A 25,617-nucleotide genomic window follows, 5' to 3' on the forward strand; every position below is an offset into this window, starting at 1 on the left:
TATGGCATTTTTCAGTTCGACCTCACCGCACCAACGTATAAAACGTCGTACGCCTGAAATCATGAAAATGGTTGTATTGGCGTTAATACCTGGCGTGCTAGTACATAGCTACCTGTTCGGTCTAGGCATCTATGTACAAATCGCTCTAGCGATAGCAACAGCTGTTGCATCGGAAGCTATTTTTCTTACGTTACGTAAACGTCCTTTTATTAATAGCATCAAAGATTATACCGCGATTGTCACCGCTGTATTACTAGCAATCTCTATCCCTTCTCTTGCGCCATGGTGGGTAATTGTTATTGGTACTGCTTTTTCTATCGTGATAGTTAAACAACTTTACGGCGGTCTTGGTCAAAACATTTTTAATCCTGCCATGGCTGGTTATGTTTTACTGTTAATCTCATTCCCGGTACAAATGACAGCTTGGTTGCCTATTGAATCAATGCAAGCATTTCCTGTAACCATTATGGATACGTTGAGCTTAATCTTTACTGGTTACAGCATTGATGGTTATAGCGTGACGCAGATTAAGACATCTATTGATGGCATTACCTTAGCGACGCCATTAGAAACGATCCGTAATGCGCTGCACGTAGGTGACACGATTTCTGAAACATTGAAAACAACATTATTCAGTCCAGATTCATTACAAGGCAGTCAATGGGTTAATTTAGCCTTCTTAGCAGGCGGACTTTACCTACTCAAAAAACAAGTTATTTTATGGTACATCCCAGGTAGCTTTTTAGTCGGTATGATCGTTTTTTCTTTCATTCCTTTTGCCACTGATCCAGAGCTATTCCCTTCTCCGCTTTATCACTTATTCTCGGGTGCAACCATGTTGGGAGCTTTCTTTATTTTAACCGACCCTGTTACTGCGAGTACCACAGTGAAAGGACGCATTGCCTATGGTTTATTATGTGCGTTACTGGTTGTTATCATTCGAGACTTTGGTGGTTACCCAGACGCCGTAGCCTTTGCTGTTTTATTAGCAAATATATGTGTGCCATTAATTGATTACTACTTGAAACCTAAAGTTTATGGGAGAAGACGCTCATGATGATGCCTGCAGTTAGCCGTAATGCGCTATTACTCGGTATATTTGCAGTATTGTGTACAGGTGCTATCGCTCTAGTGAATGTATTAACACAACCTGTGATTTTGCAGCAAGAACAAATTGCATTGCAAAATAATATCAACGAGTTAATCAAACCAGATCGTTATGACAATAACATCATTGAAAGTTGTTTCACCGTTGTCGACAGTGAATTGCTAGGAGATTCAACACCTAAACAAGTGTTTATCGCCAAACAATACAACCAACCAGTAGCGGCTTTAATACAAACAAATACCTTTAAAGGCTACTCAGGTGAAATCAAATTACTCGTTGGCATTTACGCTGATGGCACTGTTGCTGGTGTGCGTATTAATAGCCACACAGAAACACCTGGGTTAGGTGATAAAATACAAACCAACAAATCAGATTGGATCTATTCATTTGATGGCACTAGCTACCAAGCAGATCAAGATGATAAATGGGAAGTGAAAAAGAATGGCGGGAGCTTCGATGCTTTCACTGGTGCGACTATTACACCACGTGCAGTAGTATTTGCTGTTAAAAATACACTTATGTATTTTAACCAGCATAAATCAACCCTATTCAATACAGCAGCAACTTGTGGAGACCTATAATGACACAAGAAAATAAAGCTAATGCCACTATCGCAAATGATATGACTGAAGAGATAGATGCAGAAGAAGTAGCACCTCAAGCAAGTGATGCAGCAATTTATAAAGACCTAAGTTTACAAGGCTTATGGAAAAACAACCCCGGCATAGTGCAGTTATTAGGGCTATGTCCATTATTGGCTGTCACCAATACGTTAACCAACGCACTGGGGTTAGGGTTAGCAACATTGTTTGTAGTAATAGCATCTAACGTATTGATTTCACTAATTCGACACTATGTGCCTAAAGCAATCCGAATTCCTGTATTTGTATTGATCATCGCCTCTTTAGTAAGCTGTATTCAGCTATTAATGAATGCTTATACTTATCAGCTTTACCTGTCGCTAGGTATCTTCATTCCATTAATTGTAACCAACTGTATGATCATTGGTCGTGCAGAAGCATTCGCCTCAAAAAACAATGTTAAACATTCTGCCTTTGATGGCTTAATGATGGGTTTAGGTTTCACTGCCGTACTAATTATATTAGGTGCAGCACGTGAAATACTGGCTCAAGGTACGCTATTTGATGGCATCGAAACTCTATTAGGCGACTGGGCAAGCTTCATGACTATTAGCCTATATAATACCGACACTAGCTTTTTAATAGCAGCATTACCGCCAGGTGCTTTTATCCTGATGGGTTTAATCATCGCTTTTAAAAATAGCATTGATAACATGTTGAAAAAATAATGAATACTATAAAACGTAAACAAATCTTAACCCGCTTAAGAGACAACAACCCTCACCCAGAAACGGAACTAAATTTCAGTTCTCCTTTTGAGTTGCTAGTTGCAGTGACTTTATCGGCACAAGCAACCGACGTCAGTGTTAATAAAGCCACTGATAAGTTGTTTCCCGTAGCCAATACACCAGAAGCGATTTATGCATTAGGCGTCGATGGCTTAAAAAGCTATATTAGAACCATTGGCTTATATAACAGCAAAGCCGAAAATGTCATTAAAGCATGTAAAATGTTAATCGATCTTCATAACAGTGAAGTACCGCAAGACAGAGACGCACTTGTCGCTTTACCAGGCGTCGGTAGGAAAACAGCTAACGTAGTCTTAAACACCGCCTTTGGTTGGCCAACCATTGCTGTCGATACACATATCTTCCGTGTTTCTAACCGCACTAAGTTAGCCATGGGTAAGAATGTTGATGATGTAGAAAAGAAGCTATTAAAAGTTGTTCCAGCGGAATTCAAAGTAGATGTACATCACTGGCTTATACTCCATGGCCGTTATACCTGTATTGCTAGAAAACCACGCTGTGGCTCATGCTTGATAGAAGACCTATGTGAGTTTAAAGAAAAAACCAATTATTAAATTTAACCGCAACCTAATATTAGTGGGTTGCGGTCAGGCTCTCTTCAACAAACTCAATATCTCTTCAAAACGATTTAAAACTTCAGACTTAAAACAATGAATACTAAAACATAAAGGCCACTTGCCTTTATCCAACAGAAAGATATTCTGTGTTAAATCAAACAATAAAAAGTTGAAACTTATGCATTTTCGTCACCTACAGCACACACTATTTATCCTATTCAGTTCAGCGTCTTTTGGACTCTCAGCAGCAAGCATTGGCACCGTAACATTAGATAATGGCGCCACAGTTCAATTAAACGATGACCACACCTGGGAATATATCGCGGTTAATACTGAGCCAACTACAAAAGTTGATAATACAATTGCACCAGCCGTCATCGCCTCGACGACAGTAATACCTGCTAGCACAGAAAAAACAGCAAAAGATAAATCATCACTAGTGCGTTCAGGCTTGTTAAATACTGCCGTAAAAAGTGATATCAAAGTGACCTTTAGTGAAGCCATTTGGCGAGAACAATCCCTTGGTTTGAAGTTTGCCTTATCCAGCAATAACTCAGAGGGTGTGGTAATAGTAAAAGTTGCAGCCACTTTTTATAATGATGAAGCTAAACAAATTTCCGAGCAAACCTTCAACGTATGGCAAGCCAGCTACAGATTGCCAGATACTTACTTACGCAAAGGTGAAACACGAGACAGTCGAATAATTTGGGTTGATGGTATCGACAAAGCTAACTGGACAGATAAATTACTCAGCCTGAAAATCGTTGAAATAGAAACTCGTTAGGTTTTCTTCTTAAAAGCGATGAATATTCAATGGGAAAGTTGCGTTCGTATAGCGAGTTTCCCTTTGGAGAGGTTCTACAAGCTAATGGCGCATAATAAGAAATTTATCGTTAACTAAAACACTGAGTGTAGTGAAGATAGCTAACTCTAGGTTTTCCGACTTGTTAACTGTACTTGCTAAGAAGGCTGCTTATCGAAAGTTTTAACGCCCTCAGGAACCTGATACCAATCTTGCTTTTCACTAAGCCATACATGCACAGTTGGCTTTATTATACGAGTGTCTGCTAAGTTGCTTGGTTTTAATTTTAGCTTGTCAGGATCATTGGGATCGAAATGATAAAGCCTATTGCCGCATGACGGACAAAATTTAGCGCCATTAATATTTCCACTATCCGAGGGACGACTCCATTCTTTCATTGCCCCACTAAACTTAACACTTTTAGTTGTCACCACAGCCGTAATACTAAATGCGCTAGTAGATAACTTTTGACACTCTTTACAATGACAAGCAACAACCATTAAAGGCGGCTCAAGAAGATCATAAGTTACTTCGCCACATTGACAAGAACCTTTAATAGGGTATTTAACGCTTTCCATGATCGACTCCAATGTTTAGGTGCAGCTTAGGCCGCTTAAACAGACAAAAATTGATTTGTTAGGTAACTATACATAAGAACCAACATAAGCTGATCCAATAGTAAATATTGCCATTAGCCCCAGCCGAATAAACCACTTTGATCGATTGCCAAACACCATATTTATGATAAACAATATTATTGAAATAAAACCGAACAATAAAGCTACACCAACAACAACTCCTCCAATATGATCTCCTCTAAAAAAGTCGAGAAAATACAAAGGTAAATATTGGTGGCTGAATAATACAATAAGCTGGAAAAGCACAGCCACAATGCCTATTACAACCCCTGATATTTCTATTTTAGTTAGCATACTCATTACATATAACGAGACTGTAGAACTTATAATTCTTAGCCTGATTATTTAAAATAACAAACACATTAATTTACATTTACCTGACATTCAAATAGATTATTCACTTTAAAATAAATGATTGATTAAATTGAGTTGTAAGAGTGTTTATAAGGTTAATTTGCTCACAGGACGATACTCGATATTTACACAAGTCTTCATTTTTTAAATGCAGTAGAAGGCGCTTCAATCAACAGGCATAAAAAAGCCGAGTTAATTAACTCGGCTTTGGTATTAGATTGAAGCTAAACATGTTTACTCAGCATCAACTGCGTCAGTACTTGGTTTAGTTCCACGGAACTGCACTGTGATACCGTCAATAAAGCGACGTAGTAGTTGATCGCCACAAGGCTTATAATTACGGTGATCAGACTTTCTAAATAATGCTGATAATTCACCTTTCGATACAGGAAAATTAGCAAGTGATAATGCATTTAGCATATCTTCATCTTTAAAGTTTAACGCGATACGTAACTTACGAAGAATATCGTTGTTAGATAAAATCGCTTTAGCAGGCAATACAGCTGGTACTGCGCCCTCTTTACGGCCACGTTTTTCATAGATTAAGCCGTCAAGAAACAACGATAAAACGCTATCACGACAAAGTACAAAACCTTCTGCGTCTTCTTTTGCAATAATGCTATGTAAAAAATCAACGCTCATTTCGTTATCGACAGAAGCAAAGATGGCTAGCATTTTTGTATCATTTAATTGCAGTGCATAACGTACACGGCGTAAAACATCATTAGTAATCATAAATTCTCAATAAGTTGAGTGATAGTAAGCTCATTATGTCAGAGCTTACAATAAAACGCTTACGCGTTACCTTTAACTTTTAACTGTTGCTCAGCGGCAAAGTTTAACATTCTATCTAGCGATACTAACGCGCCTTTAGCAACGTTAGGATCAACATCTATCTCATGCCCTGAAGCATCAGTTAATGAATCATATATTGCCTTGAGGCCATTCATAGCCATCCAAGGACAGTGTGCACAACTACGGCACGTTGCGCCGTTACCAGCAGTTGGTGCAGCCATCATCTCTTTATCTGGACATGCTTGCTGCATTTTATAAAAGATGCCTGTATCAGTAGCTACAATTAATTTTTTATTAGGTAATGTTTGCGCAGCTTTAATTAGTTGGCTTGTAGAGCCTACTGCATCAGCTAATTTTACTACACTCTCAGGCGACTCTGGATGCACTAGTATAGCAGCATCAGGGTGGATTGCTTTCATATCGCGTAATGCACTAGCTTTAAACTCATCGTGAACAATACAGTCACCTTGCCACATAATCATGTCAGCTTGAGTTTTACGCTCAATATAACTACCTAAATGGCGATCTGGTCCCCATATAATCTTTTTACCTTCGCTATCTAAGTGTTCAACGATCTCTAAAGCAATGCTCGATGTTACTACCCAATCTGCGCGCGCTTTAACAGCAGCTGAAGTATTTGCATAAACAACCACAGCACGTTCCGGGTGTTCATCACAAAAAGCAGAAAACTCGTCCACAGGACAACCCACATCTAAAGAACAAGTAGCGGCAAGTTCAGGCATTAATACCGTTTTATGTGGGGTTAAGATTTTTGCTGTTTCTCCCATAAAGCGAACACCAGCAATAATTAATGTTTTTGCTTTATGATCTCGACCAAAGCGAGCCATCTCTAAAGAGTCTGCAACATAACCGCCCGTTTCTTCAGCCAGCGCTTGGATTTCAGGGTCGGTATAATAATGAGCGACAAGTACCGCATCTTTTTCAACAAGTAGTTGTTTGATTTTAACTTTGTAATCAATCTTTTCCTGTGAAGTTAATTCAACAGGTTTACCAGGAAATGGATAATCAGATCCAACAAGCGGGGAAAATTGGCTCATTATTAACTCTTAGATATAGAAAAATGGGTGCAGATTATAGCAACATAGAAGAAAAAAAGTAATGAAATATTTGCTAGGAATTAGATATATAAAGGGGATTTAAAAGGTGGTGGGCCGTGAAGGATTTGAACCTTCGACAAATGGATTAAAAGTCCACTGCTCTACCAACTGAGCTAACGGCCCATATAATTTATATATGGTTATGGTTTTAATTTTCAATTCACTTTTAGATTAAAAGTGTATCAATAGCTCTACCAACTGAGCTAACGGCCCATATAATTTACATATGGTTATGGTTTTAATTTTCAATTCACTTTTAGATTAAAAGTGTATCAGTAGCTCTACCAACTGAGCTTATATAAAAGTGGTGGGCCGTGAAGGATTTGAACCTTCGACAAATGGATTAAAAGTCCACTGCTCTACCAACTGAGCTAACGGCCCATATAATTTTATATGGTTTTGGTTTTTTTAATGAAATCGCTTTTAAATTAAAAGTGCTTCAACCGCTCTACCAACTGAGCTAATCACCAATAGTTAATTGGTTTGTTTTTAACTCTACAACTGAGCTTATATAAAAGTGGTGGGCCGTGAAGGATTTGAACCTTCGACAAATGGATTAAAAGTCCACTGCTCTACCAACTGAGCTAACGGCCCATATAATTTTATATGGTTTGTTTTTAACTCTACAACTGAGCTTATATAAAAGTGGTGGGCCGTGAAGGATTTGAACCTTCGACAAATGGATTAAAAGTCCACTGCTCTACCAACTGAGCTAACGGCCCATATAATTTTATATGGTTATGGTTTTGTCTAATGAAGTCGCTTTTAAATTAAAAGTTATTCAACAGCTCTACCAACTGAGCTACATACGTATTTAATAACGTTTTGGTTTTGTTTAATCTTAAAATAGATTAAAAGCTCTACCAACTGAGCTTTGGTTTAAAGCTAGAACATGATTTGCGTCACGTGTTGCTCTCAACTGCGGCGTATAATATACAAATATTTTCAGAGCGCAACAAAAAAATGCGACTTTTATTTCATGTGCTGAGAAATTAAACAAAAATAGATTTAAGCACAATTATTCTAAATAAAATATGTGCTTAAAGTGCCTTTAAACGTTTAGCAGCTAAGTTTGCTGCAGATGAATTTGGATACTCAGTGACGGTTTTCTGATAGAAAGATTTCGCAGAATCAATCGCACCAGTATATTCATCAATGATACCAATTTTAAGCAATGCGTCGGGGCGTTTATTAGAGTCAGGATATTTATCCGTAACAACTAAGAATGCGACTTTAGCTTCATCTCGTTTTTTCTCTTTGTAAAGGAGTTGTCCTAACCAATACTGAGCATTTGGAACATAGCTTGATTCAGGATGATCAATAACAAACGCTTCAAAAGCAGTAATAGCCTGCTGATACTGTTTGTCATTAAGTACTAGATCAACAGCAGCTTGGTAAGCAGCTTTATCTGTACCTGGAGCAGCTGGTGTTGCAGATGCAGCAACAGGTTTTGAAGTTTGCTGGCGCTCATCTAACATTTGGTAGAGATTACGTTGGCGTTCTTCAATTTGCTCTAAATCGTTGGAAAATACTTCCATAGAGCCTTTTATTTGATTTATCTCTTGGCCTAGCTGATCTAACTGAGTTTGGAAACGAATTTGCAATTTATTGCGCACCGTCATAACTCTTGTTAATTCATCCATACGTTTTAGTAATTCAGCATTACTAGCGGTACTTACCGTTGCATCTGAAACAGGAGCAGCAGCATAGCTTGGGAAAGAGAAAAAAGCGGTCATAAGCATGACCGCTGATAGGTTACGTTTTTTCATATAGAAATTAGTAAACTAGTTCTGCACGACGGTTTTCAGCGCGAGCAGCTTCATTATGACCTAGGTTTACAGGCTTCTCTTCACCGTAGCTTACTACTGTGATTTGGCTTGCAGAAACACCCATGTTTTCTAGGTAAGTAGACACAGCTAGACCACGACGTTCGCCAAGTGCGATGTTGTACTCAGGTGTACCTAGTTCATCAGCATGACCTTCAACAGTGATTGATTTATCAGTGTTGTTCACTAAGTATTTAGCATGTGCGTCTAAAATTGTTGCGTATTTAGGAGAGATAACAGACTTATCAAATTCAAAGTTGATTGTTGTCTCTAAAATCGCGCTAGTGTATTGCTCAACTAATTTTTCTTCAGCAGTTAATGCAATTGCTTGGATTGTATCTGTTTGTACTGCATCTTCAGCTGCTTTTTTCGCTGCTGCCGCTGCTTGCTCTGCTTGTAGCTTCGCTGCCGCTTCTGCGTCTGCATCTGTAGTTGAAGAACAAGCACCTAATGCTAGCATTGGTAGTGCAATTAATAAGCCTTTTGAAATCATAGAACGATTCATTTTATTTCCTTAGTACGTTTTAATTAAATTATTGTAAAAATGGTGACCATGCCGGTGATTTAACCTCACCATTATTCGCTGGTATATTCGCTTTAAATCGACCATCCATCGAAACTAGTGCTAAGCCTTGTTTACCTTGGTAAACAGTGCTGTAAATAATCATACTGCCGTTTGGAGCAATACTTGGTGATTCATCTAACTGTGTTTTTGTTAGTGTTCTTAACTCACCAGATTCAAGGTCTTGCACCGCAATCATATAATTCCCATTATGACGACTTACAAGTACAAGATTATCACCATCTGGGGTCATTGTACCACCTAAATTAATTTCACCTTCCCAAGTTAAGCGTTTCGCTTTACCCGTAGCTAAAGACACTTGGTAAATTTGTGGTCTTCCGCCTCGTTCAGATGAAAATATAATCGACTTTCCGTCGGGTGTCCAACTAGGTTCAGTATCTATGACACGATTATTTGTTAATCGTTTCAATGCTTTTGTCTTTATATTAAAAGTATATATCTCTGGTTGTCCATCTTTCGACAACACTAATGCTAATTGAGTTCCATCTGGTGACCAAGTTGGCGAACCATTAATTTTTGGAAAAGAAGTCATTAGTTCACGTTTCTGAGTATAAAGGTCTTGAATATATACTTGGGAACGACGTTTTTCAAAACTTACATACGCTAGTTTACGCCCATCTGGAGACCAAGAAGGAGACATGATCGGCTGTTTTGAACGCAAAACTAGTTTTTCACCTTCACCATCATAATCAGAAATGCGTAATTGATATGGGTGCGAGCTATTTCTGTCAATTGCAACATAAGCGATGCGAGTTAAGAACGCACCACGCTCGCCGGTTAATTTTTCATACACAATGTCACTGATGCGATGTGCATATTGTCTTAACTGACTTGTCGATATAGTACTACGACGCTTATCCATCACGGGATCAAAATTAGGCATATTAACGTTACCTGTTAATACGTCTAATAACTCAAAGGTAACTATATACTTACCAGCAGTAGTGTCCGGTTTTACTTCACCCATCACAATAGCTTCAACACCTAACTCAGTCCACGCTGAGTAATCAATATCTTTACTGTTAGAAGGTGTTTTTGGCATTTTTTCAATTGATAAAGGGCTGAACTTACCGCTACGCTGTAAATCAGCAGCAACAATTTCAGAGAAATTCTGTGGCTTATTGCCTTTGCCTAGCCATTTAAAAGGCACAACAGCAATAGGACGTGCGCTATTAACACCTTCTGTAATTAAAATTTCTAAACGTGCTGACGCATTGCTTGAGGCGGCGATCAGTATTATTAAACTAATTAATCGAACAAACATGTTCATTCCTTATAGGTCTGGCTCTAATGTAATATCGAAATCCCTAAACTGACTGCTAATTTGAGGATCTTTAGGAATAGGTAACGTTTTAGCCTGCAGTGTTGCTCGACGAGCAGAGTCACATAACAACTTGTCACCTTTACTCATCGTTGCACTTAATACTAAGCCGTTAGAAGCTAATTTAATTGCTAATGTACAAGTTTGACCGCTCATGCTTTGATCAACTTTCCAGTTACGACTTATTTTAGAGCGAATCAGTGCTTGGTATCTTGCGATCTCTGATGTTTGCTTTGCACTTCTTGCACTTGAGAAATCATCAGAAAACTCAGCTTCCATTTGTCTATCTAACTCTTCTTGTCTTAAACGTTCTTTTTCAGCGGCTGCTTTTTCCCTAGCAATTTTTGCAGCTTTTTCTTTAGCCGCCTTTTCTTTCGCTGCTTTCTCAGCAGCTAGCTTTTTAGCCTTCTCTTTGGCAGCCTTTTCAGCAGCTAGTTTTTCAGCTTTCTCTTTCGCAGCCTTCTCTGCAGCTAATTTATCCGCTTTTTCTTTCTCAGCTTTCTCTTTGGCCGCTTTTTCAGCAGCTAATTTGCTCGCTTTTTCTTTCGCCGCCTTTTCAGCGGCTAGTTTGTCAGCTTTTTGCTTAGCAGCTTTAGCGGCATCATCCGCTTTTTTCTTTTCAGCTGCGGCGATAGCTGCTTGTTCAGCTTGTTTTTGTTCTTCCGCTGCTTTTGCTGCTGCTAGTTTTTCATTTTCAATACGCTTTTGTTCTTCTTGCTGGCGAACTGCTTCTGCTTTTTCGGCCTTTAGCTTGTCATCTTTTTGCTTTTGCACCAGCGCTTGTTGACGTAACTTTTCAGCTTCTTGTTCTTTTTGAAGTTCACGTTGTTGATCTATTATTTTTTGCTGTGCTTGTTTTTGTTGCTCTGAATGCTTTGCCATACTATCAAGCATATCTTGATTAATAACAGTGGCATCAATAATTGACGCTGCCTCAGGTTTATCTTTAGGCAGCGAAAATTCAATATTCATCAGCAACACACCTCCAATAATGAGGTGCAAAGCTAATGCTGTTATAAATGCAATAATATTTGTGCTATTTTTCATCTATTCATCGGGCTCTGTCATTAAACCTAAAGAAGGCACGCCTGCTTGTTGCAGCAATACCATCAATTTCACAACACTTTTATAATCAACATCACCATCACCTTTCACAATAAATTGTGCATCAGGATCAAGCTCTATTTGTCCCGCTACAAGCGAAGACATTTGCGACGCGTCTAACGGTGTATCAGAATCATCGCCAACACTTAAATAGTAGCGCCCTTGTTTATCAATTGAAGCAATTAAAGGCGGTTTAGTGTCTTCAGGTAATGACTCGGCAGCAGCTTGTGGTAAGTCAACTTTAACACCTTGTGTTACTAAGGGTGCCGTTACCATGAAGATAATCAGTAGTACCAACATAACATCGATATAAGGCACTACATTGATTTCCGCAATAACGCGTTTTCGTCTAGGCGTTCGATAAGAATGTCGCATAATAGTTACTCACTCTCAGTCATTGCTTGGCGCTGTAATATCGAGGTGAACTCTTCCATTAAGTTAATGTATGAAGCTTCTAAATGACCAACTTGAGTAGAAAACTTGTTGTAAGCCATTACAGCAGGGATTGCAGCAAATAGACCCATTGCTGTCGCAATAAGTGCTTCCGCGATACCAGGTGCAACCATAGATAAAGTCGCTTGTTGTACTTCACCTAAAGCGATAAATGAGTTCATAATCCCCCAAACCGTACCGAATAGACCGATATATGGGCTGATAGAACCAATTGTTGCTAACGCCGGTAAACCAGATTCTAGTTCATCCATTTCACGTGATAAGGTAACACGCATTGAACGATGTGCTCCTTCAATAACGCTATCAACATTGCGACCAGGCATACGGTGCAAACGAGAGAACTCTTTAAAGCCCATGTAGAATATTTTTTCACCGCCGTTAACTCGCTCACTGCGAGCAGAAGTTTCTTTGTATAAGCGGCTTAAGTCATGACCTGACCAAAAGCGATCTTCGAAATGTTTTAGTGCTAACTTAGAAGCCTTTAACATTCTTGCACGTGAAAAAATCAACGTCCAAGAATAGATAGACATGCCTAAGAGCAATAACATAACCGTTTTTACAAGCAAGCTAGCTTGTAGGAATAACCCTAAAAATGACATATCAGCGTGCACGAGTAATTACCTCAATTATTTCTGTTGGAATAGCGGTTGGTTTCATTTTATTTAAATTTACGCAAGCGATTAGAGTGTCCGCCTGACAAAGAAGTTCCCTGTTTTCATCAAAAACTTTTTGTGTGAATAATAAGCTAGCTTTACGATACGATGCAACCTCTGTTTCAATTGTAAGTAGTTGATTAAATCGAGCAGACTTAATACAGTCCATATCGACCTTTTTAACCATAAAAGCAATGCCTTCAGCTAAAAGCGTATCCTGTTGAATATCAAAATCGCGTAAAAACTCTGTTCGGCCACGTTCAAAGAATTTCAGGTAATTGGCATAATAAACAACGCCTCCTGCATCCGTATCTTCATAATATATTCGAACTGGTAAAGTTGAGGTTAACAAACTGTTTTCCTTATACTAATTCTATTAAAAATTTAGCGTGATAATAATCGATCTAGCAATAAATTAATATGGCTATAAATGATGATTGAAAACGCTCATTTTCATCACCCAATTATGTTATATATAAAGGTCTATTTTACACAGATATCATGAAGTTGCATGTTGCTTAATAGTTGATTAAAAACAAGGTTGCCTCACTAAGCTGTAATTACTATTGAATTTACTGGATGCTCTCAGTATTGTGTGTCCTCACTTCAAAAGGTTAGGTGTACTCAGGCTAGTAATCATTACGTTATAGTTTTTTATTATGCAGTGCAGCTATTTTTGTATAGTTCAATCTAGGAGTTCACAAAATAAGCGTAACATTCGCTTTTTTACCGAGAACAGAAGTGAGTAAATAAGTCCAAAAGAGCAGATTCAACGTACAACTAATTTGATTCTAGAATAAGCAAAAGGTGATCGCCTAAGCATCTACTTTTGCTTAATTATGCACAACATGACAATGAGCTACATAAATGAACATCCCTTTAGAAAAGCAATTAACAAAATGGTTAAAACAACAGAAAAAATCCTGTGGTTTCTTCCTTAATTTAACCGTTACTTTTGGTGTATTAACAGGCTTGTCTCTATTAGTACAAGCCTATTTAATTGCCTCTATCATTCATGGCATTGTAATCCTTGAACTACCAACTCAAGCCCTTAACCACCATTTTATTGGCCTTTTGTGTTTAATTCCGGTCAGAGCAGCTTTGGCCTTTGCTCGCGAGCGTAGCAGTTTTGAGGCAGGTAAACGCTTACGCTTGCAAATCCGTCAGCAGGTATTAGACAAATTATGCGAATTAGGTCCTGCTTACATTAAAGGTAAGCCTGCAGGAAGTTGGGCGACTATCGTGTTAGAGCAGATTGAAGACTTACACGATTTTTATGCTCGTTATTTGCCGCAAATGTTATTAGCTGGCTTTATTCCTTTAACCATTTTAATTGCAGTTTTCCCATTAAATTGGGCTGCAGGATTAATTTTATTAACCACCGCCCCACTCATTCCTATTTTTATGATTTTAGTAGGTAAAGGCGCTGCTGATGCTAACCGTAAAAACTTTAAAGTATTAACCCAATTGAGTGGCCACTTTATGGACCGCTTAAAAGGTTTAAAAACGCTTAAGCTATTTAATCAAGGTGAAACAGAATTAAAGAATATTGAGTCAGCTTCTGAATCATTTAGATCAGGAACCATGGCAGTCCTACGTTTGGCTTTTTTGAGTTCAGCTGTATTAGAGTTTTTTGCCGCAATTTCTATTGCTGTATTAGCCGTTTATTTTGGGTTCAGCTTTTTAGAAGAACTGAATTTTGGGCATTACGGGGAAAGTATTACGCTGTTTATTGGTGTATTTGTATTAATGCTCGCTCCTGAGTTTTATCAACCTTTGCGAGATATGGGGACGCATTATCATGCTAAAGCACAGGCGATTGGTGCTGCTGAAGCCCTTAAAGAATTATTAGATTATGAAGTTCCACATCAACAACAAAACAGCACAACACCTTCTCAGTCAGTTCAAACTAACCAAGCGTTAACACTGCAAGCAGCAGACCTTTGCGTTTATAGCTTAGATGGTAGCTTATTGGTTGGCCCAATTAGTTTTACTGTAGAACAAAATCAAAATGTTGCTTTAGTGGGCCCTAGTGGCTCAGGGAAAACCAGCTTACTAAATGCTTTATTAGGTTTTTTACCTTACCAAGGTTCACTACTGGTTAACGGAGTTGAGTTATCCAGTATCGATAAACCACAATGGCGTAAAAACTTAGCTTGGTTGGGTCAAGACCCTCAGCTTTTTTATGGTACTGTGCGCGAAAATATTACTATGGGTGATACCACGCTAACAGATGAAACAATTAAAGCTCATCTACAACAAGTGGCTATCTGGGACTTTATTGAGCAAAAAACTCTCGGCCTAGCACATCCAATTGGGGAGCAAATGTCTGGTCTTTCAGTGGGACAGGCACAACGTATTGCGCTCGCGCGTGCATTAACTAAAAATGCACAGTTGTTCTTACTAGATGAACCTACGGCAAGTTTAGATCAAGACAGCGAAAGAGTCATTTTCAGTACGATTCAAGATGCGACGCAAGATATGACGAGCCTGATGATCAGTCACCGTTTAGATCAACTACAGCACATGCACAATATCATCGTCATGGATCAAGGAAAGATAGTACAACAAGGTGACTTCGACACTCTCAATAAAGCACCAGGCCTATTTAACGATATGCAACAAGATATGAGTCATCTCGATAATACAATTTCAATGAACTCTCAGGCGGAAATATAATGACAGTATTACTTCCCTTTATTCGACTATTCAAAAAACAATGGTTAATGATGTCAGTAGGTTTGCTGCTGAGTATTATTGCCCTGCTTTCTGGGATTGGCTTGTTATCTTTATCGGGCTGGTTTTTATCGGCGTCAGCAATTGCAGGTTTAACCTTGTTAGCGACGCAAAGCTTTAACTATTTCACACCTGCAGGTGGTGTTCGTTTTTTATCTATCCTACGTACGGCAAGTCGTTATGGGGAACGCTTAGCAACTCACCAAGCAACATTCAAATTATTAACTCAATTACGAGTGTGGGCATGGCAGAAATTATTGCCGCTTAGCGCTTCCAATATGCAAGGCAAACGACAAGGCGAAATACTTAATCGTTTAGTATCGGATATTGATACGTTAGATCACTTATATTTACGCTTACTAACCCCACTATTCAGTGCTTTCTTTGTGCTGCTTGCGATGTTTTTCTTCTTAGCATGGTTTGACCTACACCTTGCTATCATTTTAACATCTAGCTTATTAGTACTATGGCTGGTATTGCCGGTTTTATTTTACTTCTTAGGGCGTAAACCAGGTGTTGAGCAACTACAAAATAAACGCCAATACCGTGTACAACTCTTATCTTTTTTACAGGGATTTTCTGAAATATCCCTATTTTCAGCTACGGATCGTTTTCGTCAGCAGTTAGCTGAGTCTGAACAAAAACTATTGGCTAGCCAACAGATGACCTCCAATGTTATGGCATTCAGCCAAGCATTACTGATCTTATGCCATGGCTTTATTGTATTAAGTATTTTATACATTGCCTCATCAGGTGTCGGGGAGTATCAACCACCGGGCGCACTATTAGCCATGGTTGGCTTTATGGCTTTAGCGAGTATTGAAATACTCTTGCCTATCTCAGGAGCCTTCCAACATTTATCATCATGTATTAATGCTGCGACACGTGTAAATGATCTATTAGAACAAACACCCGACATTGTATTTAATGAACAAAGCACTCAATCCATTACTCGGGGTAATATTCATTTTAAAGATATTCAATTTGCTTACCAAGATGAGACATCACCACAAGCAAGTACGGCAGTATTAAATGATATTAACCTGACGATAAAAGCTGGTGAGAAAGTCGCTTTATTAGGAAAAACCGGTTGTGGTAAATCGACTTTATTATCGCTAATCACACGTGAATGGGAAGCAAACTCGGGCAGCATAATGCTCGATGGTACTGCCATCGAACAATATTCTCAGTCTGCACTTACCACTGGTATTTCAGTAGTGAGTCAACGCGTATACATTTTCTCGGGTACATTACGCGATAACTTAACTCTTGCTCAACCTAACACAGGCCAACGAACCTTTAATAATGCTGCAGAGCAAAAGGCAGCTCGAGATATTAACGACCAAGTATTAGCGTCTGTATTGAACAAGGTTGGACTGAGTGCATTAACGAAGGGTGAAGAACCTTTTGATATGTGGTTAGGAGAAGGTGGTAGACAATTATCAGGTGGTGAACAAAGACGTATTGGTGTGGCTCGCGCTTTATTACACGATGCGCCAATTTTATTACTAGATGAACCTACAGAAGGTCTAGATAAACGTACAGAGCGCGATATATTAAAGCTGTTATTTGAGTTTGCTGAGCATAAGACACTTTTAATGATCAGTCATCGCTTAACCGCTATGGATAAAATGGATAATATTTACTTAATGGAGCAAGGTACGTTGCGCAATCAAGGCACACATCAGATTCTGATTAAGACAGATGATTATTACGCTTGTTTACATAAACACTTGTGCTAATTCTACTAATAGGGTTTAGGTTGGCAGCAGTCAACTTAAACCCTGCTTTAAACACTTTTCTGTACTAATACCAATAACACTAATTAACTGATCTATTTTACTTGTTAAAACAACTTATTTCTTCGTTGTAATTTTCGCAAATAGAACAACTATTTAACTTAAATTACGCCTTGAACTCAGTCATTTTCCCGGTGTAAAATTTAGATCACTTATTTAATGTAATTGGTATAACACACTAATTCTTCAGGCTCTCAACTTTAAAGAGCACTTAAACTAGCCATTGAGATATCGCTTGATACTTCGATTCATGCCTCCTGCTCTTAATTACCTAATCTAGTAGCAAAGGCTTACTTTTCACAAGCGCTATAAATTGAGCTAACTCGCGCCAGAAAAAAGACAAAAAAAAGCGGTTACTTAAAAAGTAACCGCTTAATTTAAAGACCTATTTTATTGGTCTTTTTCATCCTGCTCATTGGCTTCAGTTTGTTCATACCAAAGTCCATTGATAATGCCCAATGAACAAGCCAGTAACACACCTAAAATCCATGCAAAATACCACATAATATAATTCCTTAATTAGTACGCTGAATGTTTATATTTAACTAAAAACTCTTTACCTACACGACCAAACATCTTGATGTAACCGAAGCTGGTGTAAAGTAAAATGATAGGTAAAAATATCGCTGCAGCAATTGTCATAATGTTTAATGTTAACTCGCTTGAAGTCGCATCCCATACAGTCAAACTATGACTTGGGTTTAAACTTGAAGGCATAATGAACGGGAACATGCTAACCGCACACGTTAACAGCACACCAAATTGTGTAATACTAGTTGCAAAGAAAGCAAACCCACTGCGTTTAAAGATGCTCATTACAAACGCAATTAATGGGAACAGTAAACCAACAATAGGTGCTAGCATCGAAATTGGGTAATCGCTGTAATTCTGTAGCCAAGCACCTGGTTGTACTTCTACAACTTTCGCTAATGGGTTAGATACACCGTTCAAATCAATCGCAGAGGTAATAACAAACCCATCAATACCTTTCGCTAACCAAAGGCCAGCAAGAGCAAATAATAAGGTTGTTAATGGAGCAACAATTAATGTCACTTTTCGTGCACGCTCGTATAACGCTCCTTCGGTTTTCATTTGTAGCCAAGTTGAACCTTGCAATACAAATAGACACAAAGTGAATACACCCACTAATAATGCAAATGGGTTCAATAGCGCAAAGAAACCACCTTGGTAATTAGCACGTAGAAATTCATCTAATACAAAAGGAACACCTTGTAATAAGTTACCAAATGCAACACCGATTACGATTGGCGGAACGGTACTACCAACAAAGATTCCCCAGTCCCAACTTGATTTCCAACGAGGGTCTGCCACTTTACCTCGGTAATCAAAGCCAACTGGTCTGAAGAATAATGCGAAGAGTGTCAACATCATTGCCACATAGAAGCCTGAAAATGCTGTTGCATAAACAGCAGGCCAAGCTGCGAAAATGGCACCAGCAGCTAATACTAGCCAAACCTGATTCCCTTCCCAGTGAGGGGCAATACTGTTAATCATCATACGACGTTCATCATCACTTTTACCAATCACAGGTAAAAGCGTACCAACGCCCATATCAAAGCCATCAGTTACCACAAAACCAATTAGCAATACGCTAATCAACACCCACCAAATTAATCTTAACGTTTCGTAATCAAACATTATTTTAACTCCTGTTGGTTTTCAAGCTGCTCGAAATGATACTTACCTGTTTTTAAACTACTTGGACCTAAACGTGCAAACTTAAACATTAAATAAGTCTCAACAATCAGTAATACAGTGTAGAAACCGATAATAGATAGAATACTAAACCAAATTTGATCCGTTGAAAGTGAAGATACCGCCATATGTGTAGGTAACACTTCTGCAATAGCCCAAGGTTGACGACCATATTCCGCAACAAACCAACCAGCTTCGATAGCAACCCAAGGTAATGGCAAGCTGTACAAACAAATACGAGCAAATAGTTTACTTTGACCAATGCGGTTAGTTGCTGATTGGTATAGAGCAAACAGGAATATACCTAACATTGCGATACCCGCGCCCACCATGATTCTGAACGACCAGAACATTGGAGCAACACCAGGGATACTGTCATCAACGGCCATTTGAATTTGTTCATCGGTAGCATCAACTACATTTGGAGCATAACGTTTAACTAATAAGCCGTAGCCTAAGTCAACTTTAAGCGCTTCAAACTGCTCAATATTTTCAGGCGTTTCATCACCAGCACGTAATTTTTCAAGCAAGCCATAAGCAATCATACCGTTACGAATACGTACATCATGCTCATCCATTAACTCTTTTAAGCCTTTTACTTCACCATCAAGAGAACGTGTCGCAATAATACCTAGTGCATAAGGAATTTTAACTGCGTAATCAGTACGCTGCTCTTCTTGGTTTGGTAGGCCAATCATAGTAAATGAAGCTGGAGCAGGATGAGTTTCCCATTCTGATTCGATAGCAGCTAATTTCACTTTCTGTACGTCACCAACTTCATAACCACTTTCATCCCCCAGTACAATAGTACATAAGATACCAGCAGTACCGAATGCAGCTGCAATCGCAAATGAACGCTTAGCAAATGGTAAATCACGACCTTTTAATAAGTAGTATGAGCTGATTGCTAATACAAACATCGCACCCGCAACATAACCAGAAGCTACTGTATGAACGAATTTAACCTGAGCAACAGGATTAAATACAACATCTGCAAAGTTAACCATTTCCATACGCATACTTTCATAGTTGAACTCTGCGCCTACTGGGTTTTGCATCCAAGCATTTGCCACCAGAATCCATAACGCAGACATGCTCGACCCAAAGGCAACGAAGAATGTTGCTGCAAGATGCTGTAGCTTAGAAAGCCTATCCCAACCGAAGAAGAATAAACCTACAAAAGTTGACTCTAAGAAGAATGCCATCAAGCCTTCAATGGCTAAAGGTGCCCCAAATACATCACCCACGTAGTGAGAATAGTATGCCCAGTTAGTACCAAATTGGAACTCCATGGTTAAACCAGTAGCGACACCTATTGCGAAGTTAATCGCAAATAACTTTCCCCAGAACTTAGTCATGTCTTTATAGATCTCTTTCTTAGTCATCACATATAGTGATTCCATAATCAATAAGATCCATGCTAACCCGAGGGTTAAAGGCACAAATAAAAAGTGATACATCGCAGTCATGGCAAACTGAAATCGCGATAAATCAACTATATCGTCCATTATATTCTCCTAAACGTATAAAAATAAAATCTGTAAGTGAGTCAACCAGTAAACTCTTGCACTTTATTACTTGTTAAACCCTTGAGTATTTTGCACTGTTAAAATACCGGGCTGGCTAGGGGAAGCCGGGTATTCTAAATGGTGATTAGCTTATCTTTCTTATCCTAGATCAAAGAATAGTTTTAAATAATGCAGAAACTTTAGGTAAGAATATTAACGACTTAAAGTTACACCATTTTGATTGTTAACCTGATGTAAATATCCCCTTAAAATGAGTAAAAAATCGTGTTAAAAAATAAAAAATTTAAACTTTTATAGGAGAGTGTAAATTAAAAACTTAAAACACATTTTACGGCTTGTTTGTTAACTTAATGTTGCGTGTAAAGGTTAACAACTTGTTGCGTTAACCCTTGTAAAACAAGCATGTAACCTAGCATTAACATCTAGCTTGAATAGCCTAAACTTACTCATTTATACTGCTAATAATGATCGAGATCAAGCTTAGTAAGCCATTTTTAAAGGTTGTTTTTGAAGATTTTAAGAAAAATATACAGACTAAAAAACACGCTAAATTTTTACTTTATAATTACGCGATTTAAAGTAGGAAATGTCGTAAAAAAGAGATGACTTAAAAACAAAAACAGCCCTGACATTAAAATGTGAGGGCTGTTTAAATGAGTGACAGAAATTAAATGAATTGAGTTGCTAGCTTTTCGGCTTATCAAAGCCAAAATGTAAATAGGTACGATTAGTAGCAATACGCCCACGCGGTGTTCTTTGTAAAAAACCTTGTTGGATTAAATAAGGCTCTAAAACATCTTCGATAGTTTCTTTCTCTTCGCCAATTGCTGCCGCTAAGTTATCTAAACCTACTGGACCACCTTGAAAGGTATCTAAAATAGCCATAAGTAACTTACGATCCATGTAGTCGAAGCCTTGTTGGTCAACTTCAAGCATATCTAAAGCTTGTTGCGCAATAGCGGCATCAATCGCTGTGGCTTTCTTTACTTGTGCATAATCTCGTACACGACGTAGTAATCTGTTGGCGATACGTGGAGTACCACGAGAACGCCTAGCTACCTCTACAGCACCCGACTCCTCCATCGCTAATCCTAGATGGGTTGCACTGCGCATTACAATTTTGGTCAATGATGGTAAGTCATAATATTCTAAACGTTGCACAATACCAAAACGATCGCGTAATGGTGATGTTAAGGAGCCCGCTCGTGTGGTCGCGCCAATTAATGTAAAAGCGGGTAAGTCTAGTTTAATAGAGCGTGCTGCTGGGCCTTCGCCTATCATGATATCTAATTGATAGTCTTCCATAGCAGGATATAAAATCTCTTCCACCAGCGGGCTTAAACGATGTATTTCATCAATAAATAGCACATCATTTTCTTCAAGATTAGTTAATAAGGCAGCAAGATCACCGGCTTTTTCTAAAATAGGCCCAGAGGTGGTTTTAATATTTACATCTAATTCATTGGCAACAATATGTGACAAAGTCGTTTTACCAAGACCGGGAGGACCAAAGATAAGTAAATGATCTAAAGCTTCTTCACGCTGTCTAGCCGCCTCAATAAAGATCTCCATTTGAGCATTAACTTGAGGCTGCCCTTCATAATCAGCTAATAATTTAGGACGGATTGCTCTGTCTATTAAACTATCATCAATTTTTTGGGTACCTGAAATCAGGCGATCTTCTTCAATCATGGAGTTACTCTATTAGTTTTAGAAATTCAGCTAGCTTAATGGGCTATGATTACATCATATTCTTTAATGAACTACGAATGATGGCTTCACAATCCATCCCTTCTTGATATACACCCTGCACAGTTTTCTCTGCAATTGCTGGTTTATAACCTAGTGCAATTAATGCACTAATAGCTTCATCTTTGGCATTACCACTAACAAACGTATTCTCAAAATCATTAGTAAGTGACAGTTTATCTGACTCAGGTGTCAATAGATCTGAGCCACCCCAGTTTTTCAGGCGATCCTTCATTTCTACAACTAGGCGCTCAGCTGTTTTCTTGCCAACACCAGGAAGTTTAACCAAAGTGGTTACTGCATCATTATTAATGCATTGTACAAATTGGTTTGCAGACATACCTGATAAAATAGCTAAAGCTAATTTAGGGCCAACACCATTAACTTTAATTAGCTCACGAAACATTGCTCTTTCATGCTTATCAGCAAAACCGTATAACAATTGAGCATCTTCACGCACAACGAAGTGCGTATAAACAATCGCTTCTTCACCTACTGCCGGTAAAGGGTAAAATGAGCTCATCGGTAATTGGATTTCATAACCCACACCAGACACATCTAACAATATTTCTGGCGGTTGTTTTTCTAATAAAATGCCACGCAATAATCCAATCATAATACCTTTACCTTATCTCAATCGATCTCAACGTAATAATAGTCACAAGCATAAAAAACAACTGAGTAAATATCCAGTATTAGTTTCAATTTATTTTAACCATCGTGTGATTGTATTTTCAAAAACAAAGACTAATATTCCAGTCCATATACAGGCAAAAGTGAATAATTTAATCAATGAAACAGGCTCTTTATATAGAAACACTGCCAAAATGAACATTAATGAAGGACCTAAATATTGGAAAAAACCAAGTGTAGATAATGGCAAGCGTAACGCAGCTTGTCCGAAACATATTAAGGGCAGTGCCGTAACAACGCCTGCTAGCATCAGAAACACATTTAATGACCATTCATTATTGAACAGATTAGATGTTTCACTGTGAGCAACTGTAAGTAAATAAATCATAGCAATTGGCAACACCACCAGCGTCTCTAAAAATAAACCAGTGATAGCCTTAACTTTTACTTTTTTACGTAATAAGCCATAGAAAGCAAACGTGAAAGGCAATACTAAAGAAACCCAAGGTAATTCACCTAATTGCCATGCTTGTGCCGAAACCCCAATAAAAGCTAAGAAGACCGCAAACCATTTTAATCGTGATAAGCGTTCACTCAGAAACACCAATCCTAGAACGACATTAACAATAGGGTTAATGAAATAGCCCAAGCTCGCTTCAAGCATTTTTCCGTTATTAATTGCCCAAATAAACACTAACCAATTACAGCTGATCAATAATGAAGTGACTACTAACATCAATAAACTTTTATACTGACGACATACAGATAACACATTCGGCCAATCTTTTAGGTAACTGACTAATAGTGCAGTAACGACCACAGACCAAATTACACGATGCGATAAAATTTCATAGACAGAAATGAAGTCTAAATACTTAAAATAAAGTGGTGCAATACCCCAAATAAAATAAGCAGATAGCGCATATAACACACCTATCTTAGTCTCTGATAGTTTATTCATCTGTTTTATTGTGTCCGAGCCTTATTCTCAATCCTTGAAAATAAAACCAATATAAGGAGATTAACGGAAACGTCCACGCACCGTTTTTTTTACTTGTCCTGCCATTGCCACCAATGATTGAGCGGTATGAGCGTGGCAAATAGCAACAGCTAAGCCATCGGCAGCATCTGCCTGTGGTCGACCTGACAGATTCAATACCTGCATCACCATTGATTGCACTTGTTCTTTTGTTGCTCCACCTGTTCCCACAACAGCCTGTTTAATCTGGCGAGCAGAGTATTCGCAAACATATAAGTCAGACTGAGTGGCAGCAACAATTGCCGCACCTCTTGCTTGCCCCAGCTTTAGCGCTGAATCAGGGTTCTTAGCCATAAACACTTGCTCAATAGCAAACTCTGTTGGTTGATACTGTTTAATTATTTCAGCTACACCATCAAAAATCATATTAAGTTTAGGTGCTAAGCTTTCGCCTTTAGTACGAATACACCCACTGGCTATATAGCTACAACGACTACCCTTTTGTTCGATAACCCCATAACCAGTAATACGCGACCCAGGGTCGATACCTAATATAATACTCAAAAAGACTCCATACCTTTATTATTAGCTCTGAAAATACAGCCTGAAATAACCAACATCAATAATAAATCATTTGATTTTGGCCATCATAAACTATTTACTCTTAACGCGGCATGTTCAAATAGCATTATTATTTAAAATCAAAATATTACTAATAGTATCATTACACTTAGCAATCACTTAATGATAAACATAGACTTAAGATTTTTTGACAAAGTGATGCGCCAGAAAACGATTACATAATGCAGGAACATTTTCTTCAGGCGACAAAACAAACTCAACAAAAGCTTTCGCGATAGGTGATAGGTGTTTACTTTCATGATGCACTAAAGACCAACTTTTTTGTAAAGGGAACCCCTCAATGTCTATCTCTTTAAGCACACCGGTTGCAAGCTCTAATGTGACACTATGTCGAGACACCACAGAAATACCTAGATCTGCCATTACTGCTTGTTTAATTGTTTCACTGTTACCTAATGTCATATTCACTTTTAATTTCACATTATTCGCTTTAATTTCTTGTTCAAAGGCCTTTCGTGTTCCAGACCCTTGCTCTCGGTGAATAAAAGCGTGCTCTGCTAATTCTGACAATGGGATATTTTCCTTTTTCACGAGCGGATGCTGTGGACTAGCAATCACGATAATTGGATTATCAACAAAAGAGTGTTTTGCTAACGCCATGGTTTCAGGTACTAAGCCCATGATCACTAAGTCATCTTTATTGTCATGAAGGCGTTTAATAATTTGCTCACGGTTAACAATATCTAAATGAAAATTAACTTTAGGGTAACGTTTATGAAAAGCCCCCAATAGATGTGGCGTAAAGTACTTAGCGCTGGTCACTGCTGATAAATATAGATCACCAGCTAACTCCCCTTTTAAGCCACTTAATGTCATATCGATATTATCAAAACTGATAAACAACTGATCACAAAACACCTTTAGCTCTTTACCTGCTGGTGTTAAAAATAGCGTTTTACCTATTTTCTCAAATAGAAAAATATCTAAATTATTCTCTAGTTGTTTTAATTGAATACTGACTGCTGGTTGAGATAGACCTAACTCATCTGCTGCTTTTGTGTAGTTCATGGATATCGCCACTTGGCGGAAGACTTTTAACTGATGGAGAGTAGCGCGCATTTAACATTAACCTTTATTTATGGTAAAAATAAAATATATTAATTTTTATTAATGTTATTTATCCTTTATTATC

26 protein-coding genes and 4 tRNA genes are annotated in these 25,617 nt (G+C 38.3%); 7 read left to right on the forward strand and 23 right to left on the reverse strand.

Annotated features, from left to right (window positions below; all coding sequences use genetic code 11):
* The first annotated feature begins 1 nt into the window (after position 1).
* The 5 genes from rsxD (at position 2) to V5290_RS07935 (ending at position 3,839) form a co-directional block, all read left to right on the forward strand.
* Positions 2-1,057, forward strand: coding sequence for an electron transport complex subunit RsxD (rsxD, locus tag V5290_RS07915; protein WP_333383747.1), 1,056 nt, complete (start codon positions 2-4; stop codon positions 1,055-1,057).
* The gene (gene rsxG, locus V5290_RS07920; RefSeq protein WP_333383750.1) at positions 1,054-1,689 is read left to right on the forward strand and encodes an electron transport complex subunit RsxG; all 636 of its coding nucleotides are present in this window, start codon (positions 1,054-1,056) and stop codon (positions 1,687-1,689) included. Before rsxD ends, rsxG begins: the two co-directional genes overlap by 4 nt.
* A gap of 41 nt (positions 1,690-1,730) precedes the next feature.
* Entirely contained in the window at positions 1,731-2,417 is a 687-nt protein-coding gene (locus V5290_RS07925; RefSeq protein WP_333383887.1) for an electron transport complex subunit E, read from the forward strand.
* Positions 2,417-3,052, forward strand: a complete 636-nt coding sequence (gene nth, locus V5290_RS07930) for an endonuclease III (protein ID WP_333383753.1) — start codon at positions 2,417-2,419, stop codon at positions 3,050-3,052. Before V5290_RS07925 ends, nth begins: the two co-directional genes overlap by 1 nt.
* Positions 3,053-3,233: 181 nt before the next feature.
* Positions 3,234-3,839, forward strand: coding sequence for a DUF3157 family protein (locus tag V5290_RS07935; RefSeq protein ID WP_333383756.1), 606 nt, complete (start codon positions 3,234-3,236; stop codon positions 3,837-3,839).
* Positions 3,840-4,015: 176 nt separating this feature from the next.
* On the opposite strand, the gene V5290_RS07940 is transcribed toward V5290_RS07935, so the two are convergent.
* The 15 genes from V5290_RS07940 to ybgC form a co-directional block, all read right to left on the reverse strand.
* Entirely contained in the window at positions 4,016-4,435 is a 420-nt protein-coding gene (locus V5290_RS07940; RefSeq protein WP_333383758.1) for a GFA family protein, read from the reverse strand.
* Between the two features lie 66 nt (positions 4,436-4,501).
* Positions 4,502-4,789 carry a hypothetical protein gene (locus V5290_RS07945; RefSeq protein WP_333383761.1) on the reverse strand — a complete coding sequence of 96 codons (288 nt, stop codon included), beginning with the start codon at positions 4,787-4,789 and terminating at the stop codon, positions 4,502-4,504.
* 294 nt (positions 4,790-5,083) lie between these two features.
* Entirely contained in the window at positions 5,084-5,584 is a 501-nt protein-coding gene (locus tag V5290_RS07950) for a DUF1456 family protein (protein ID WP_290040027.1), read from the reverse strand.
* Between the two features lie 59 nt (positions 5,585-5,643).
* Entirely contained in the window at positions 5,644-6,702 is a 1,059-nt protein-coding gene (gene nadA / locus V5290_RS07955) for a quinolinate synthase NadA (RefSeq protein WP_333383766.1), read from the reverse strand.
* A 107-nt stretch (positions 6,703-6,809) separates the two neighbouring features.
* A tRNA-Lys gene (locus V5290_RS07960) sits at positions 6,810-6,885 on the reverse strand.
* Positions 6,886-7,067: 182 nt separating this feature from the next.
* Positions 7,068-7,143, reverse strand: a tRNA-Lys gene (locus V5290_RS07965).
* A 137-nt stretch (positions 7,144-7,280) separates the two neighbouring features.
* Positions 7,281-7,356: transfer RNA gene (locus tag V5290_RS07970), tRNA-Lys, on the reverse strand.
* Positions 7,357-7,408: 52 nt separating this feature from the next.
* A tRNA-Lys gene (locus V5290_RS07975) sits at positions 7,409-7,484 on the reverse strand.
* Between the two features lie 318 nt (positions 7,485-7,802).
* Positions 7,803-8,531 carry a tol-pal system protein YbgF gene (gene ybgF / locus V5290_RS07980; protein ID WP_333383768.1) on the reverse strand — a complete coding sequence of 243 codons (729 nt, stop codon included), beginning with the start codon at positions 8,529-8,531 and terminating at the stop codon, positions 7,803-7,805.
* A gap of 7 nt (positions 8,532-8,538) precedes the next feature.
* Entirely contained in the window at positions 8,539-9,093 is a 555-nt protein-coding gene (gene pal / locus V5290_RS07985; RefSeq protein ID WP_333383771.1) for a peptidoglycan-associated lipoprotein Pal, read from the reverse strand.
* 28 nt (positions 9,094-9,121) lie between these two features.
* Entirely contained in the window at positions 9,122-10,441 is a 1,320-nt protein-coding gene (tolB, locus tag V5290_RS07990) for a Tol-Pal system beta propeller repeat protein TolB (protein ID WP_416351604.1), read from the reverse strand.
* 3 nt (positions 10,442-10,444) lie between these two features.
* On the reverse strand, positions 10,445-11,539 hold the full coding sequence (tolA, locus tag V5290_RS07995) for a cell envelope integrity protein TolA (RefSeq protein WP_333383776.1): 1,095 nt from the start codon (positions 11,537-11,539) through the stop codon (positions 10,445-10,447).
* Positions 11,540-11,971 (reverse strand): protein TolR, encoded by a 432-nt coding sequence (gene tolR / locus V5290_RS08000; RefSeq protein WP_333383779.1) that lies wholly within the window; start codon positions 11,969-11,971, stop codon positions 11,540-11,542.
* A 5-nt stretch (positions 11,972-11,976) separates the two neighbouring features.
* A complete protein-coding gene (gene tolQ / locus V5290_RS08005; RefSeq protein WP_333383782.1) occupies positions 11,977-12,660 on the reverse strand; it encodes a protein TolQ in 684 nt (227 codons plus the stop codon).
* Complete coding sequence (ybgC, locus tag V5290_RS08010; RefSeq protein WP_333383785.1) at positions 12,650-13,054, reverse strand: tol-pal system-associated acyl-CoA thioesterase; 405 nt, start codon at positions 13,052-13,054, stop codon at positions 12,650-12,652. Before ybgC ends, tolQ begins: the two co-directional genes overlap by 11 nt.
* Before the next feature lie 515 nt (positions 13,055-13,569).
* On the opposite strand from ybgC, the gene cydD reads away from it, so the two are divergent.
* Positions 13,570-15,381 carry a heme ABC transporter permease/ATP-binding protein CydD gene (gene cydD / locus V5290_RS08015; RefSeq protein ID WP_333383786.1) on the forward strand — a complete coding sequence of 604 codons (1,812 nt, stop codon included), beginning with the start codon at positions 13,570-13,572 and terminating at the stop codon, positions 15,379-15,381.
* Complete coding sequence (cydC, locus tag V5290_RS08020) at positions 15,381-17,180, forward strand: heme ABC transporter ATP-binding protein/permease CydC (RefSeq protein WP_333383789.1); 1,800 nt, start codon at positions 15,381-15,383, stop codon at positions 17,178-17,180. The genes cydD and cydC overlap by 1 nt, the downstream gene beginning before the upstream one ends.
* Positions 17,181-17,627: 447 nt before the next feature.
* On the opposite strand, the gene cydX is transcribed toward cydC, so the two are convergent.
* The 8 genes from cydX to V5290_RS08060 form a co-directional block, all read right to left on the reverse strand.
* Complete coding sequence (cydX, locus tag V5290_RS08025) at positions 17,628-17,741, reverse strand: cytochrome bd-I oxidase subunit CydX (RefSeq protein ID WP_290040038.1); 114 nt, start codon at positions 17,739-17,741, stop codon at positions 17,628-17,630.
* Positions 17,742-17,756: 15 nt separating this feature from the next.
* The gene (gene cydB, locus V5290_RS08030; RefSeq protein WP_290040039.1) at positions 17,757-18,896 is read right to left on the reverse strand and encodes a cytochrome d ubiquinol oxidase subunit II; all 1,140 of its coding nucleotides are present in this window, start codon (positions 18,894-18,896) and stop codon (positions 17,757-17,759) included.
* Positions 18,896-20,461: a cytochrome ubiquinol oxidase subunit I gene (locus V5290_RS08035; protein ID WP_290040040.1), complete on the reverse strand. Its 1,566-nt coding sequence runs from the start codon at positions 20,459-20,461 to the stop codon at positions 18,896-18,898. Before V5290_RS08035 ends, cydB begins: the two co-directional genes overlap by 1 nt.
* 705 nt (positions 20,462-21,166) lie before the next feature.
* Positions 21,167-22,174: a Holliday junction branch migration DNA helicase RuvB gene (gene ruvB / locus V5290_RS08040; RefSeq protein ID WP_333383802.1), complete on the reverse strand. Its 1,008-nt coding sequence runs from the start codon at positions 22,172-22,174 to the stop codon at positions 21,167-21,169.
* Between the two features lie 49 nt (positions 22,175-22,223).
* A complete protein-coding gene (ruvA, locus tag V5290_RS08045; RefSeq protein WP_290040042.1) occupies positions 22,224-22,847 on the reverse strand; it encodes a Holliday junction branch migration protein RuvA in 624 nt (207 codons plus the stop codon).
* A 90-nt stretch (positions 22,848-22,937) separates the two neighbouring features.
* On the reverse strand, positions 22,938-23,825 hold the full coding sequence (rarD, locus tag V5290_RS08050; RefSeq protein WP_333383805.1) for an EamA family transporter RarD: 888 nt from the start codon (positions 23,823-23,825) through the stop codon (positions 22,938-22,940).
* A gap of 60 nt (positions 23,826-23,885) precedes the next feature.
* Complete coding sequence (gene ruvC / locus V5290_RS08055; RefSeq protein WP_290040044.1) at positions 23,886-24,407, reverse strand: crossover junction endodeoxyribonuclease RuvC; 522 nt, start codon at positions 24,405-24,407, stop codon at positions 23,886-23,888.
* 195 nt (positions 24,408-24,602) lie between these two features.
* The gene (locus V5290_RS08060; RefSeq protein ID WP_333383809.1) at positions 24,603-25,544 is read right to left on the reverse strand and encodes a LysR family transcriptional regulator; all 942 of its coding nucleotides are present in this window, start codon (positions 25,542-25,544) and stop codon (positions 24,603-24,605) included.
* Between the last annotated feature and the right edge of the window lie 73 nt (positions 25,545-25,617).

Source organism: Psychromonas arctica, assembly GCF_036697365.1.
Lineage (GTDB): Bacteria > Pseudomonadota > Gammaproteobacteria > Enterobacterales > Psychromonadaceae > Psychromonas > Psychromonas arctica_A.